This is a genomic window from Shewanella sp. SM87 (assembly GCF_025653705.1).
Classification (GTDB): Bacteria; Pseudomonadota; Gammaproteobacteria; order Enterobacterales; family Shewanellaceae; genus Shewanella; species Shewanella oncorhynchi.
The window spans coordinates 15,179-28,320 of the sequence record NZ_JAKKSC010000012.1 but is presented as its reverse complement, the minus strand read 5'-3'; the positions used below and the strand labels follow the sequence as shown (position 1 = coordinate 28,320).

Sequence of the window (13,142 nt, the reverse complement as noted above, 5' to 3'; positions counted from 1 at the left end):
TGTATCTCACTGTTAAAGGTCTTTAAAGCGCATGAGCTGGCGTCGTTGCTTTTTATCTGGTTTCTGATCGGGTATCGGGTTATTGAGCATGTGGAGGCGTCGTTGCTCAGCATTAATGGCCCGTTTAGCCAGACTTGTCGCGGTTTCTTCGTACAATTCTTGTGCAATCGCACCACTTTGGCGTAATTGCGATAATTTTTTTATGACGATCTCTTTATCGTCATATCCTTGGCGTATCTTAAGGACGGCGCCTATCTCGGCATTCCTACTAGATTTGGCACGCTGGCCGTTGTAATGTACTTTGCCGCCGTTAATCATTTCTTTGGCGATGGCACGGGTTTTATAAAAACGTGCAGCCCAAAGCCACTTATCGAGTCGAATGTCTGTTTTATCGCTTTGACCTTGAGTCATAGTGTCTCCAGCTAAAAGATCGATGAGTTCACATGCCGAGCAAGAAAATGCGTGAAGAGCATTTCTATTATGTTAAAGGGTGGCGTGCTTCACACCCTTTTATGGCGGGCAAAGTTAGCATAATTGGCCTATTTTCGCCAATTTGAATGCTGTTATGGGCTTGTTGCCAAATGCTGCCTAGGTTAGCATGAGACGGTAACCGCCTAATTATTATAATCAGAACAGAGACCTGTATCGAGGGTCCACATAAAATATGGATTTATTAGATAAAGTTATCGCAAAAGCCATTGGCATGCCCCATAAGCCCTTAAGCCGGATAGTCTTCTGGTTGGGTTTTATTGTGATCATGTTGTTAGCCGCGCAAATTACATGGAAATTAGTGCCTACTAGCTCATCACCCAGTGCTTGGTCGCCAACGCCCGTTAACCTGACGGGTAAAGGTGCTGGGCAGGTTGATCTTGCGGGTTTACAGCAGCTTGGTCTCTTTGGTAAGGCAGATGCTAAATCTGAAAAGCCAAAAACTGAGGTTGTTGAGACTGTGACCGACGCGCCTAAGACCACACTCTCTATTCAGCTCACTGGCGTTGTTGCATCGACAGCGGATCAGAAAGGCTTAGCAATCATTGAGTCAAACGGCAGCCAAGAGACCTACAGCTTAGGCGATAAAATCAAGGGCACTTCGGCATCACTGAAAGAAGTCTATGCCGACCGTATTATCATCACTAACGCTGGCCGTTACGAGACATTAATGCTCGATGGCTTAGTTTATACTAGCCAAAGCCCAGCCAATCAGCAGTTACAACAAGCTAAGACTAATAAGACTGGCTCGGCAGTGAGCCGTGTCGATCAACGTAAAAATGCCGAAATCTCCCAAGAACTCGCCGAATCCCGCACCGAATTGTTAGCCGACCCTAGTAAGATCACCGATTATATTGCCATTTCACCTGTCAGACAGGGTGACGCTGTGGCGGGATATCGCTTGAATCCAGGGAAAGACGCCAATTTGTTTAAGCAGGCGGGTTTTAAAGCTAACGATTTAGCCAAATCAATTAATGGATACGACTTGACCGTAATGAGTCAAGCGTTAGAAATGATGAGCCAATTACCCGAGTTAACCGAAGTTTCTATTATGGTTGAGCGGGAAGGACAATTGGTTGAAATCATGTTTAGTTTGCCGCAATAACACGCGTTAGAGGAAAGAAAAAGAATGAATAACAAAAGGATTCGACGCAAGCTGATTGCTGGGGTTGTTGCGGGTGCAGCCATGTTCTCCTCCCAATTCGCTTGGTCTGAACAGTATGCGGCCAACTTTAAAGGCACGGATATTCAAGAATTTATCAATATCGTTGGTAAAAACCTGAATAAGACCATCATAGTTGACCCGACAATTCGCGGCAAAATCAACGTTCGCAGTTATGATCTGTTGAACGATGAACAGTATTACCAGTTTTTCCTCAACGTTTTACAAGTTTACGGTTATGCCATCGTTGAGATGGAAAATAACGTTATTAAAGTCATTAAAGACAAAGATGCCAAAACCGCTGCAATTCGAGTCGCTAACGATAACGACCCCGGCCTTGGTGATGAAATGGTGACGCGTATCGTGGCCTTGTATAACACTGAGGCCAAGCAATTAGCGCCGTTATTGCGCCAACTTAATGATAATGCGGGTGGCGGCAACGTAGTGAACTACGACCCTTCCAATGTCTTGATGTTGTCTGGCCGTGCTGCTGTAGTGAACAAGTTAGTCGAAATTATCCGTCGAGTAGATAAGCAAGGCGATACCTCGGTGCAAGTCGTGCCGTTAGAATTTGCTTCTGCGGGTGAAATGGTACGAATTATCGATACCCTTTATCGTGCTACCGCTAACCAATCCCAATTGCCAGGCCAAGCGCCAAAAGTGGTTGCTGACGAACGTATCAATGCCGTGGTCGTGAGTGGTGATGAGAAGAGCCGCCAACGTGTGGTCGAGCTTATCCGTCGTCTCGATGCCGAACAAGCCAGCACAGGTAACACAAAAGTTCGTTATCTACGTTATGCCAAAGCAGAAGATTTAGTTGAAGTGCTGACCGGTTTTGCCCAAAAGTTGGAAGGCGAGAAAGATCCGAGCGCTCAGGCTGCAGGTGGTAAACGCCGTAATGAAATCAATATCATGGCGCATACTGAAACCAACGCCTTAGTGATCAGTGCTGAACCCGATCAGATGCGCACTATCGAGAGCGTGATTAATCAACTCGACATCCGCCGTGCTCAGGTACTCGTAGAAGCCATTATCGTGGAAGTCGCCGAAGGCGATAGCGTCGGCTTTGGGGTCCAATGGGCCGCGAAAGCGGGTGGTGGTACTCAGTTTAATAACTTAGGCCCAACCATAGGTGAAATTGGTGCAGGTGTATGGCAGGCGCAAGATCAAGAAGGGACATTCATCACTAACCCGAGCACTGGTCAGGTGATAGGTCAAAACCCGAGTACTAAGGGAGATGTGACGCTACTCGCCCAAGCCTTAGGTAAAGTGAACGGTATGGCTTGGGGCGTGGCCATGGGCGACTTTGGTGCCTTAATTCAAGCAGTGTCGAGTGACACTAACTCAAACGTACTGGCAACGCCTTCTATTACGACCTTAGATAACCAAGAGGCCTCGTTTATTGTGGGTGACGAAGTGCCTATTCTGACAGGTTCTACCGCCAGCTCGAGCAACAGTAACCCATTCCAAACCGTTGAGCGTAAAGAGGTTGGGGTTAAACTGAAAGTGGTGCCACAGATCAACGAAGGCAGCTCTGTTAAGCTGACGATTGAACAGGAAGTTTCTGGGGTTAACGGTAATACAGGCGTGGATATTTCCTTCGCGACTCGTCGGTTAACCACTACCGTTATGGCGGATTCTGGTCAAATTGTGGTACTCGGTGGTTTGATCAACGAAGAAGTACAAGAAAGTATACAAAAAGTACCTTTCTTGGGTGATATTCCCATTCTAGGACATTTGTTTAAATCTTCTTCGAGCAAAAAAACGAAGAAAAACCTCATGATCTTCATCAAGCCAACGATCATACGTGATGGCATCACGATGGAAGGGATTGCTGGGCGTAAATATAATTATTTCAGAGCATTACAGCTTGAGCAGCAAGAGCGTGGCGTGAACTTAATGCCAAATACTCAAGTGCCAGTGTTGGAAGAATGGAATCAGTCTGAGTATTTACCTCCTGAAGTTAACGAGATTTTAGAGCGTTATAAAGAAGGTAAAGGCTTAGATACTCAGATGCGTAAAACGGATCCAACGCTCAAAACGCTCGATGAAAACAAAAACAAAGATAAAACCAATGAGTGAAATTCAACTATCCCAAGTCGATGACCTCAGCCAAGTCTCTAATGAGCTAGGCCTTGAAGCTGAAGGTGATGAGGTCTTTCGTTCGAGCAGTAAAGAGCGTTTACCTTTTGCCTTCGCACACCGCCACGATGTGGTGCTCGCGCTGGGTGAAACGGGCGAGTTAAGCTTGTTCTATACGAGTAAAACACCCTTAACGGCTATGCTCGAAGCGCGGCGTTATTCGGGTGTTGATTTGCCTTTGGTTAAGCTCGAAGTGGCAAAGTTTGAGGCCAAACTCACTCAAGCATATCAGGCGAACTCGTCTGAAGCGCAGCAGTTGATGGAAGACATAGGCAACGAGATGGATTTATTCACCCTTGCCGAAGAGCTGCCGCAGACCGAAGACTTGCTCGAAGGTGATGATGATGCGCCTATCATCAAACTGATTAATGCCTTGTTATCTGAAGCGATTAAAGAAGAAGCGTCGGATATCCATATCGAAACCTACGAGAAACAGCTTGTAGTGCGGTTCCGTATCGATGGTGTACTTAAGGAAGTGCTCAAGCCAAACCGTAAACTGTCGTCGCTGTTAGTGTCGCGGATTAAGGTTATGGCTCGCCTCGATATCGCCGAAAAACGTGTGCCACAGGATGGCCGTATTTCGCTGCGAATCGCAGGTCGTGCGGTAGATGTGCGGGTATCGACCATGCCATCGAGCCACGGTGAACGTGTTGTACTGCGTCTGCTGGATAAAAATACTGGCAACCTCGATTTAGAACAATTGGGGATGACCGACAGTATTCGCGTTAAGTTTGAAGATCTTATTCGTCGTCCTCACGGGATCATTTTGGTGACTGGCCCAACGGGCTCGGGTAAAAGTACCACTCTGTATGCGGGTTTGACGGAGATCAACTCTAAAGACACCAACATACTCACAGTAGAAGACCCTATCGAATACGAGTTAGACGGTATTGGTCAGACCCAAGTTAACACTAAGGCCGACATGACCTTTGCTCGTGGTCTGCGCGCTATTTTGCGTCAAGACCCCGATGTCGTGATGATAGGCGAGATCCGTGACCTCGAAACCGCGCAAATTGCGGTGCAAGCGTCACTCACTGGTCACATGGTGATTTCAACCCTGCATACCAACACAGCGTCTGGCGCGATTACACGTTTGCAAGACATGGGCGTAGAGCCTTTCCTCGTGTCTTCAAGTTTACTCGGCGTGTTGGCTCAACGTTTGATCCGAACCCTTTGTCCTAAATGTAAAATCGAGCATGTGCCCGATGCGCGTGAGCGTGAGTTGCTGGGCATACCTGCCGATGACGACAGACGTATTTTCCGTGCCAATGGCTGTAAATCCTGTGGTAACAATGGCTACCGTGGTCGAACCGGTATTCATGAGCTTTTACTGGTTGACGATAATGTGCGTGAATTGATCCATGGCGGCCGCGGAGAGTTAGCCATCGAAAAGTATATTCGTCAGTTTGTACCGAGCATTCGTCACGATGGCATGAGCAAAGTGCTCGCGGGCATCACCACTCTCGAAGAAGTGCTACGTGTGACTCGCGAGGAGTAATTTATGCCAGCATTTGAATATAAGGCACTGGATGCCAAGGGAAAGCAGCTTAAGGGCGTGATTGAGGCGGATACCGCCAGACACGCCCGCAGCCAACTGCGCGATCAGCGCATGATGCCCTTGGAAATACTGCCTGTTACTGAAAAAGAAGCCAAAGCTAAGAGCAGCAGTTTTTCGTTTTTCAAACGTGGTATTTCAGTTGCTGAATTAGCTTTGATCACCCGCCAAATTGCGACCTTAGTGGCCGCGGGTTTACCGATTGAAGAATCCCTTAAAGCCGTTGGTCAGCAGTGCGAGAAAGATCGTCTCGCGAGCATGATTATGGCGGTACGTTCTCGGGTGGTGGAAGGTTATAGTCTGGCCGATTCCTTGGCTGAATTTCCGCATATTTTCGATGATTTATATCGTGCCATGGTGGCCTCGGGTGAAAAGTCCGGTCACTTAGAAGTGGTGCTTAATCGGTTAGCAGATTACACAGAGCGACGCCAACAGCTTAAATCTAAGCTGACCCAAGCCATGATTTATCCCGCGGTTTTGACCACAGTGGCGATAGGGGTGATTTCAATCCTGCTAGCAGCGGTTGTGCCTAAAGTGGTCGGACAGTTTGAGCACATGGGCGCGGAGCTTCCCGCCTCGACCCGATTTTTGATCTCGGCCTCTGACTTTGTTCAAAACTATGGTGTGTTTGTGGTCATCGCCTTAGTGCTGCTGTTCGCACTCTTTCGGCGCATGTTAAAGTCACCTGCGTTTCGGATGAAGTACGATAATTTTTTATTGAGCATGCCGGTTGTTGGCCGCGTGAGTAAGGGATTAAATACGGCGCGTTTTGCGCGGACGTTAAGTATCTTATCCGCCAGTTCAGTGCCTTTGCTCGATGGTATGCGTATCGCCAGTGAAGTGTTGCAGAATATGCGAGTGCGCGCCGCAGTTGACGATGCGACCGCACGCGTGCGGGAAGGAACTAGCTTAGGTGCAGCGTTGACTAATACTAAGTTGTTTCCGGCTATGATGTTATACATGATTGCGTCGGGCGAGAAGAGTGGTCAACTTGAGCAGATGTTAGAGCGGGCCGCCGATAACCAAGACAGGGAATTCGAAGGTAACGTCAACATAGCATTGGGTGTATTCGAGCCTATGCTGGTGGTCAGTATGGCGTGTGTTGTGCTCTTTATCGTGATGGCAATTTTGCAGCCAATTTTAGCCTTGAATAACTTGATTAGCGGTTAATTTTTGAATTTATGGATTATGACCAAGTCGATTGGCATAGGATTTTTTAGGAGAAGTAGTCGATGCAAATGAACAAGAAACATCAAGGTTTTACCTTACTCGAAGTGATGGTTGTTATCGTGATTTTAGGGATTTTAGCCTCTATGGTTGTGCCTAACTTGATGGGTAACAAAGATAAGGCTGACCAACAAAAAGCCGTGTCTGACATAGTTGCACTCGAAAATGCCTTAGATATGTATAAGTTAGATAACGGTGTCTATCCATCGACCGAACAAGGCTTAGAAGCATTAGTGCAAAAGCCTACGATTTCGCCTGAGCCACGTAACTACCGTGAAGATGGTTATGTAAAACGTTTGCCAGAAGATCCATGGCGCAATAACTACCTGTTGTTAAGCCCTGGCGAAAACGGCAAGTTAGATATTTTCAGTGCAGGCCCCGATGGTCAACCAGGTACCGAAGATGACATCGGTAACTGGAATTTACAGAATTTCCAATAAGATGCTAAAGCTGCGTCACGCTGGTTTCACCTTAATGGAGGTGATGCTAGTGATTTTGTTGATGGGGCTCACGGCTGCGGCCGTGACTATGTCTATCGGCAATTCTGGGCCGCAACAGGCCTTAGATAGAACGGCGCGGCAGTTTATTGCGGCCACTGAAATGGTGCTTGATGAAACTGTTTTAAGTGGCCAGTTTATTGGTATTGTGATTGAGAAAACTAGTTATCAGTTTGTTTTTTATAAAGAAGGTAAGTGGGAGCCTTTGGATAAAGACAGACTCTTATCTGAAAAGCAAATGGAGCAAGGGGTTGAGCTGAACTTAGTGCTCGATGGTTTACCTTTGGTACAAGAGGATGAGAAAGACGATTCTTGGTTTGAAGAACCGCTGATTGAACCCTCTGCCGATGATAAGAAGAAACACCCTGAGCCACAGGTCATGCTATTCCCGAGCGGTGAAATGAGCGCTTTTGAGCTGACGTTTATCGCTAAAACTAACAAAGGCCAGCAGGCCGAAACGTTAGTGGTCGGTGATGCGCTGGGCAGATTAACCATAGGGCGCCCCGATGAAACGCGTTAAGGGCATGACCCTACTCGAAGTGATTGTGGCCCTTGCCGTATTTTCGATTGCGGCCGTGTCTATCACTAAAAGTTTGGGCGAGCAGATGGCAAACATGCCGATTCTGGAATCGCGCACTTTGGCACAGTGGGTGGCTGATAATCAGATGGTCGATGCCAGACTTGATCCACAGTTTCCTGAAATCGGTAAAAAAGAAGGTCAAGTTGAGCTCGCAGGAAAGGATTGGTATTGGCGTAAAGAAGTGGTGAAAACGACGGACGATAATTTTCGTATGATCCGCATTAGTGTGAGTGAAGACGAACGATATCAGCGTATTGCCGCACAAGTGAGCAGTTATGTCCTTAAAACTAACTAGTGCGCAGCGGGGATTCACCCTGTTGGAAATGCTGATCGCCATCGCGATTTTCGCCATGATAGGTTTGGCTTCTAATGCGGTACTCAGCACAGTGCTGACTAACGATGAAGTGACGCGCGCTTTTTCAACTCGGCTTAAAGCTCTACAACAAGGCTTTGGTGCGATTGAGCGTGATCTCGCGCAAATGGTGGCGCGCACGCCAAGATTACTCGAAGGTGGTCGAGGTTCGACCGTCTTCCAAACGGGCAATGATATCTTAGATTCGGAATCAGAAGCCTTAGTGTTTTACCGCTTAGGCTGGTTAAATCCCGACGGTTTATTACCGCGAGGCAGCTTACAGTCGGTGGCGTATGTGGTGCATGAAGGGCGGCTGGAACGTTGGTATTTTCCTTATCCTGAGCCTGAATTTGGCGCCGAGCCGATTAAGACAGTGATTATCGACAAAGTGCTGTCGGTGGAATATTCCTTCTTCATGGAAGACAAGTGGGAGCGTAAAGTCGAGGCGACTAAGTTGCCTAAAGCGATCGCCATGGAGATTGAGATTGAAGGTTTAGGCAAGATCCAACGTAAGTTCTTGTTGCCGCTGGGTGCTGTTGCACCAGAAAAGTCTAAGGATGACGATAATAAAGACGAAAATCCTGACGATACGAACAAAGATAAAGACAAAGATGGAGATGGAGTCGATGATGGCTCGGGGAACGATCCTGGTGACGGTTCTGGTGATCCAGGTGATGGTGACCCTGAAGACGAGGGTCGCGAATGAGAACCCAATATCGGTCTAAACAGCGCGGTGTCGCACTGATAGTTGTGCTCTTGATAGTTGCCATGGTGGTGATCATCGCGACAAATATCACTGGCCGTAATCAGTTATCCATGCGTCGAACGTTGAACTTGGCCCAGTACGATCAAGCCTATTGGTATGCTATTTCTGCCGAAGAACTGGCGAAGAAGATTTTAAAACAAGATTTAGACGACTCGGAAGGTCGGGTCCACAGGCAACAATATTGGGCCATGGCCGATGTTGTGTTTCCGGCGGAATACGGTGAAATTGCTGGCAAGATCACTGATATGCGCGCCTGTTTTAACTTAAATGCCTTGTCTGTGACCACGAAAGAGGTGGAAAACAGTCAACCTAAGCTGCCGCTGGCGGCGAAGCAATATAAGGCCTTGTTGGTGAGTTTAGGGATGGACGACTTTAGTGCGGACCGTCTGACCCAGACCTTAAAAGATTATATCGACGAAGACACCACTGCTAGCCCTTATGGTGCCGAAGATGCGGAATACGAAGCGCGAAATGTGCCTTACCGTGCGGCCAATACGCTGATGAATCATCGCAGTGAATTACGGGCAGTGATGGGATACACCCAAGATATCTATTTGAAACTCTTGCCCTATGTATGCGTTATCCCAGGCAATGACAGGCAATTACTGAATGTGAATACCTTGGAAGTCGAGCAAGCGGCACTGTTAGCTGGCATGCTCGAAAATCAGATTTCGGTAGGCGAAGCAGAAAGTATCATCAACCAACGCCCCGGTGATGGCTTTGCCAAGATAGATGATTTTTATGAAAGCTCATCCATGGGATCGATCAAGTGGGAAGGTGCCATGAAGTCGAGCTTTGTCATCGATAGCCAATATTTTTTATTGGCCTCGGGGGCGAAGGTTGATAACGCCGTATTTAGAATGGAAAGTGTGCTCAAAAAGAGCGGCGGCAATAAAATGGAAGTGCTCACCCGTCAGTTTGGTGGCCAAAAATAATGGCAGTGCTCACCCGTCAGTGTTTGATGTTGGTGGACAAAAATAATGGCAGTGCTCACCCGGCAGGGTTTGATGTTGGTGGCCAAAAATAATGGAAGTGCTCACCCGGCAGAATCTGGTGGACAAAAATAATAGCAACGAGCTCAGTCACGCTTTCTTGACTGGGACTGGTGGAGAAAAACTGTGAGTGAACGGCTATTTATTCGCTTAGGCAGAACAGCAGAGCAAGCGTGCTCTTGGCTCGTTTGGTCGGAGCAAGAACAGGAAATTATCGCTTCTGGTGAGCTCGCCAATGCCCAAGGTTTGTCGACCTTAACCGAGCGTGCGGGCAATCGTCCCGTCGATGTGTTAGTGCCCGCCGCGGCAATGACACTCACTAGTGTGCATTTGCCCGAAAAAGGCCAACGCCAAGCCTTGAAAGCCTTGCCTTTTATGCTCGAAGAAGCCTTAGCCGATGATGTCGATGCCATGCATTTTACTGTTGGTCCACGTGACGGTGACGCCTTAAGTGTGGTCGCAGTGGCCCATGAGCAAATGCAGACTTGGTTGAGTTGTTTGACTGAAGCGGGTTTAAAAGTGAAGCGCATTGTGCCTGACTGTTTAGCCTTGCCATTGCAAGAGTGCCAATGGGCGGCAATGAATTTTGGCAATGAGCTATTGCTGCGTACCGGATTAGCTTCGGGCCAGAGCTTACCTCTGCCTTGGTTGCCAATTGCGTTAGAACAACTTAAGCCAGTGCAAGGTGAGGTCTCAGTTGCCAGTTATACCGAGATGCAACTCGAGGGTGTCGAGCTTAAGCTGCAGTCACTTGAGCTACCTATGTTAGTGTTAGCCCGCGGTATTTTGCATGCGCCAGTGAATTTACTGAGCGGCGTTTACACGCCGAAGCGTGAATACAGCAAACAGTTGATGATGTGGAAGAGTGCAGCCATCGTTATTGCCATCGCTTGTGTGCTGGCCTTAGTGAATAAAGGGCTGACTATACATCAAGTCAATGGTCAGGTTGCCGATCTTAAAGCCCAGAGTGAATCCATTTATCAGCAAGTGATCCCGGGAAATTCGCGCATTGTTAACCTACGTTCGCAGATGGAAAGTCAGTTACGTGCATTGCAGGGACAGGGTAGTGGTGCGGAGTTTTTTGCCATGCTCGATGGTTTACAGGATGCCTTTAAGCAAGTGCCTGAACTTAAACCTAATAGCTTAAGATTCGAAAGCGCGCGTAACGAGATCCGCATGCAAGTGAGTGCGAAAAATTACGCGCAGATCGAGAAGTTTAAAGAGATTGTCGGTCGTCGTTTTCAACTCGATGGCGGCACTATGAATAGCGGTGAAGAGCAAGTCACCAGTACCTTAACCTTGAGGAGCAAATAAGATGGATAATTTGCGGACTTGGTGGCAAGGGCTCGCATCGCGCGAGCAGCAATTAGTGGGCTTTTGCTCGGTATTCTTAGTTATAGGTATTTTTTATTGGGGTGTTTGGACGCCGATTGCCAATGCTGAAGCCGATGCATTACGTAACCTCAATGCACAGCAACAGACGTTGAACTATGTAAAACAAACGGCGAATAAAATAGCGAGTCTTAAGCAGAACGGTGCTAAGCCGACTACGTCGGGCAGTTTAAGCTCAGTGGTTAATCAAACTGCGGGCAATTATGGGTTAGTGATTACTCGCATGCAGCCCCAAGGCGATAAGATCCAAGTGTGGATGGACGATGTTCCTTTTGATGCCTTGTTAGGTTATTTGAGTGAGTTAGTACAGAAGAAAGGACTTTCACTCGAAAGTGTTGATTTGGCTGAGGCTGATGTACCTGGCTATGTCAAAGTGAGACGTATCCAATTAGCGCAATAAATTAAGGTGTAGCTGTGAGTTTGATAAAAAAAGTCATCATAGGCGTACTGATTTATTTAATATTTTTAGTCGTTCTATTCCCCGCTAAGATTGCGATAGCGTTAGCCCCATTGCCCGCGAATATCAGTATTTCGGGTGTGAGTGGCAGTATTTGGTCTGGCAGCATAGAAACCTTAAGTATGCCGCAGCGCCAGGTAGAGCAAGTGCGTTGGGATCTGAGTCCTTGGGCGCTATTTTTAGGTAAAGTGAAAGTTGATTTTCAAGTGGGCAGCCGCGCAACACCTGTCAGTGCTAAGGGATTAATTTCTTGGTCTATGGGAGGCTTAAGTGCGAAGGGGTTACGTTTCGAAGCGCCAGATAGCTTTTTACTCGGCAATGCAAAACTGCCTTTTAAAACCGAAATATCCGGTGAAGTCAGCCTATTAGTCGAGACGTTAGAGCAAGGTAAGCCTTGGTGCGAGCAGCTGTCTGGTAAGCTGTTTTTGAATCAAACCAATGTTAAGAATCAGTTTGGTAACTATCCTCTAGGTAATATTGAACTCGGACTGAGTTGTGTCGAAGGCAAAGCGCAATTGGCTACAGATGAAACCAAGAACCAGCTTGGTATTGTTGGTACCTTACAGTTAGATGAAGGCAATATGGTGAAGGTTGAGGCTAAGATTAAAGAAACGGCAGAGCAACCGGAAGATATGCGTGAGTCGCTGAATATTTTAGGTAAGCGTGGTGCGGATGGTTATTTCCCTGTGGTATATCAGGGGCGGATCCCTGGGTTATAGGCTGTTTTAGATGAGCACTTAAACTTAATGTGAGTGCTCAGATGTGAAGGCCGTAATGCGAGAGTTGTGATAAAACGTTCGATCATAAAACAACGTGATGAATAGAAACGAAGGCACCTAAGGTGCCTTTTTTATAGCCTTTTTATCGCGTTAGATCAGTCAGTAGTGAGTGATAGTCGGTAATCGCGGGAAAATCGTGAAAGACTTTGATTGGTTTTTTACTGTCTGGGTTAGCAATCCCCAATTGATGGCCCACTCCAGCAAGTTTAGCGGCTTTGAGTATGGGTTCGCTATCGTCGATAAAGAGACAGCGACTTGGTTCAAGGTTGAATTGCTTAAACAAGGTCAGCCAAAATTGTGGGTGTTCCTTAGGGTAACCTGTCTCGTGGCTAGAAATCATGTCATCGAGCCCTGCTGCCAGCTCGGTATGTTCAAGCTTTAGGGCAAGACTCTTGGGATGCGCATTGGTCACTAAGATGCGCCGTTTACCTGCAGAGGCCAAGGCCGCTAAAAATGGCATGCTGTCTTGGCGCAGTTGAATACGATCCACTAAAGTGCAGTGCAAGCCCATAATGTCGAGCTGCAGTTGCTCCTGCCAATAATCGAGACAGTACCAATCGAGCGTGCCTACGACTTTCTCATAGGCGTTCACAACTAATTGCTGCGCTTCGTTGTGGCTCAAACCTTGTTGTCGACTCAATTCCTGCGGTACTAAATTCAGCCAAAAATGATTGTCGAAGTGCAAATCCAATAGGGTGCCATCCATATCGAGCAGAACCGTATCGATAGTCTTCCAGTTAAACATGGGTATT

At 47.3% G+C, this 13,142-nt stretch carries 14 protein-coding genes; 12 read left to right on the top strand and 2 right to left on the bottom strand.

Going from position 1 to position 13,142, the window contains the following annotated elements:
* Positions 1-12 precede the first annotated feature (12 nt).
* Positions 13-411, bottom strand: a complete 399-nt coding sequence (gene hslR / locus L5M11_RS11435) for a ribosome-associated heat shock protein Hsp15 (protein ID WP_011848177.1) — start codon at positions 409-411, stop codon at positions 13-15.
* Between the two features lie 253 nt (positions 412-664).
* Between hslR and gspC the strand changes: the two genes are divergently transcribed.
* The 12 genes from gspC (at position 665) to L5M11_RS11375 (ending at position 12,330) form a co-directional block, all read left to right on the top strand.
* On the top strand, positions 665-1,594 hold the full coding sequence (gspC, locus tag L5M11_RS11430; RefSeq protein ID WP_131525237.1) for a type II secretion system protein GspC: 930 nt from the start codon (positions 665-667) through the stop codon (positions 1,592-1,594).
* Between the two features lie 24 nt (positions 1,595-1,618).
* Positions 1,619-3,733: a type II secretion system secretin GspD gene (gspD, locus tag L5M11_RS11425; RefSeq protein ID WP_263192122.1), complete on the top strand. Its 2,115-nt coding sequence runs from the start codon at positions 1,619-1,621 to the stop codon at positions 3,731-3,733.
* On the top strand, positions 3,726-5,291 hold the full coding sequence (gspE, locus tag L5M11_RS11420) for a type II secretion system ATPase GspE (RefSeq protein ID WP_263192121.1): 1,566 nt from the start codon (positions 3,726-3,728) through the stop codon (positions 5,289-5,291). Before gspD ends, gspE begins: the two co-directional genes overlap by 8 nt.
* Positions 5,292-5,294: 3 nt before the next feature.
* On the top strand, positions 5,295-6,518 hold the full coding sequence (gene gspF, locus L5M11_RS11415; RefSeq protein ID WP_105250995.1) for a type II secretion system inner membrane protein GspF: 1,224 nt from the start codon (positions 5,295-5,297) through the stop codon (positions 6,516-6,518).
* A 62-nt stretch (positions 6,519-6,580) separates the two neighbouring features.
* Positions 6,581-7,015 (top strand): type II secretion system major pseudopilin GspG, encoded by a 435-nt coding sequence (gspG, locus tag L5M11_RS11410; RefSeq protein ID WP_105250996.1) that lies wholly within the window; start codon positions 6,581-6,583, stop codon positions 7,013-7,015.
* A 1-nt stretch (position 7,016) separates the two neighbouring features.
* Positions 7,017-7,592, top strand: a complete 576-nt coding sequence (gene gspH / locus L5M11_RS11405; RefSeq protein ID WP_168827004.1) for a type II secretion system minor pseudopilin GspH — start codon at positions 7,017-7,019, stop codon at positions 7,590-7,592.
* A complete protein-coding gene (gene gspI, locus L5M11_RS11400; protein WP_105250998.1) occupies positions 7,579-7,947 on the top strand; it encodes a type II secretion system minor pseudopilin GspI in 369 nt (122 codons plus the stop codon). Before gspH ends, gspI begins: the two co-directional genes overlap by 14 nt.
* Positions 7,928-8,710, top strand: a complete 783-nt coding sequence (gene gspJ, locus L5M11_RS11395; RefSeq protein WP_105250999.1) for a type II secretion system minor pseudopilin GspJ — start codon at positions 7,928-7,930, stop codon at positions 8,708-8,710. The genes gspI and gspJ overlap by 20 nt, the downstream gene beginning before the upstream one ends.
* Entirely contained in the window at positions 8,707-9,705 is a 999-nt protein-coding gene (gene gspK / locus L5M11_RS11390; RefSeq protein WP_263147059.1) for a type II secretion system minor pseudopilin GspK, read from the top strand. Before gspJ ends, gspK begins: the two co-directional genes overlap by 4 nt.
* 183 nt (positions 9,706-9,888) lie before the next feature.
* Positions 9,889-11,076 (top strand): type II secretion system protein GspL, encoded by a 1,188-nt coding sequence (gene gspL / locus L5M11_RS11385; RefSeq protein WP_263147056.1) that lies wholly within the window; start codon positions 9,889-9,891, stop codon positions 11,074-11,076.
* Position 11,077: 1 nt separating this feature from the next.
* Positions 11,078-11,554, top strand: a complete 477-nt coding sequence (locus L5M11_RS11380) for a type II secretion system protein M (RefSeq protein WP_105251002.1) — start codon at positions 11,078-11,080, stop codon at positions 11,552-11,554.
* Positions 11,555-11,568: 14 nt separating this feature from the next.
* On the top strand, positions 11,569-12,330 hold the full coding sequence (locus tag L5M11_RS11375; protein WP_263192120.1) for a type II secretion system protein N: 762 nt from the start codon (positions 11,569-11,571) through the stop codon (positions 12,328-12,330).
* A 142-nt stretch (positions 12,331-12,472) separates the two neighbouring features.
* On the opposite strand, the gene yrfG is transcribed toward L5M11_RS11375, so the two are convergent.
* Positions 12,473-13,135, bottom strand: a complete 663-nt coding sequence (yrfG, locus tag L5M11_RS11370) for a GMP/IMP nucleotidase (RefSeq protein ID WP_263192118.1) — start codon at positions 13,133-13,135, stop codon at positions 12,473-12,475.
* Between the last annotated feature and the right edge of the window lie 7 nt (positions 13,136-13,142).

Excerpts from the sequence above, each read along its gene's own strand:
- gspD (WP_263192122.1), top strand. The coding sequence starts at position 1,619 with ATGAATAACAAAAGGATTCGACGCAAGCTGATTGCTGGGGTTGTTGCG.
- gspK (WP_263147059.1), top strand. The coding sequence starts at position 8,707 with ATGAGAACCCAATATCGGTCTAAACAGCGCGGTGTCGCACTGATAGTT.
- gspH (WP_168827004.1), top strand. The coding sequence starts at position 7,017 with ATGCTAAAGCTGCGTCACGCTGGTTTCACCTTAATGGAGGTGATGCTA.
- gspE (WP_263192121.1), top strand. The coding sequence starts at position 3,726 with ATGAGTGAAATTCAACTATCCCAAGTCGATGACCTCAGCCAAGTCTCT.
- yrfG (WP_263192118.1), bottom strand. The coding sequence starts at position 13,135 with ATGTTTAACTGGAAGACTATCGATACGGTTCTGCTCGATATGGATGGC.
- gspJ (WP_105250999.1), top strand. The coding sequence starts at position 7,928 with ATGTCCTTAAAACTAACTAGTGCGCAGCGGGGATTCACCCTGTTGGAA.
- gspF (WP_105250995.1), top strand. The coding sequence starts at position 5,295 with ATGCCAGCATTTGAATATAAGGCACTGGATGCCAAGGGAAAGCAGCTT.
- hslR (WP_011848177.1), bottom strand. The coding sequence starts at position 411 with ATGACTCAAGGTCAAAGCGATAAAACAGACATTCGACTCGATAAGTGG.
- gspI (WP_105250998.1), top strand. The coding sequence starts at position 7,579 with ATGAAACGCGTTAAGGGCATGACCCTACTCGAAGTGATTGTGGCCCTT.
- gspC (WP_131525237.1), top strand. The coding sequence starts at position 665 with ATGGATTTATTAGATAAAGTTATCGCAAAAGCCATTGGCATGCCCCAT.
- L5M11_RS11380 (WP_105251002.1), top strand. The coding sequence starts at position 11,078 with ATGGATAATTTGCGGACTTGGTGGCAAGGGCTCGCATCGCGCGAGCAG.
- gspG (WP_105250996.1), top strand. The coding sequence starts at position 6,581 with ATGCAAATGAACAAGAAACATCAAGGTTTTACCTTACTCGAAGTGATG.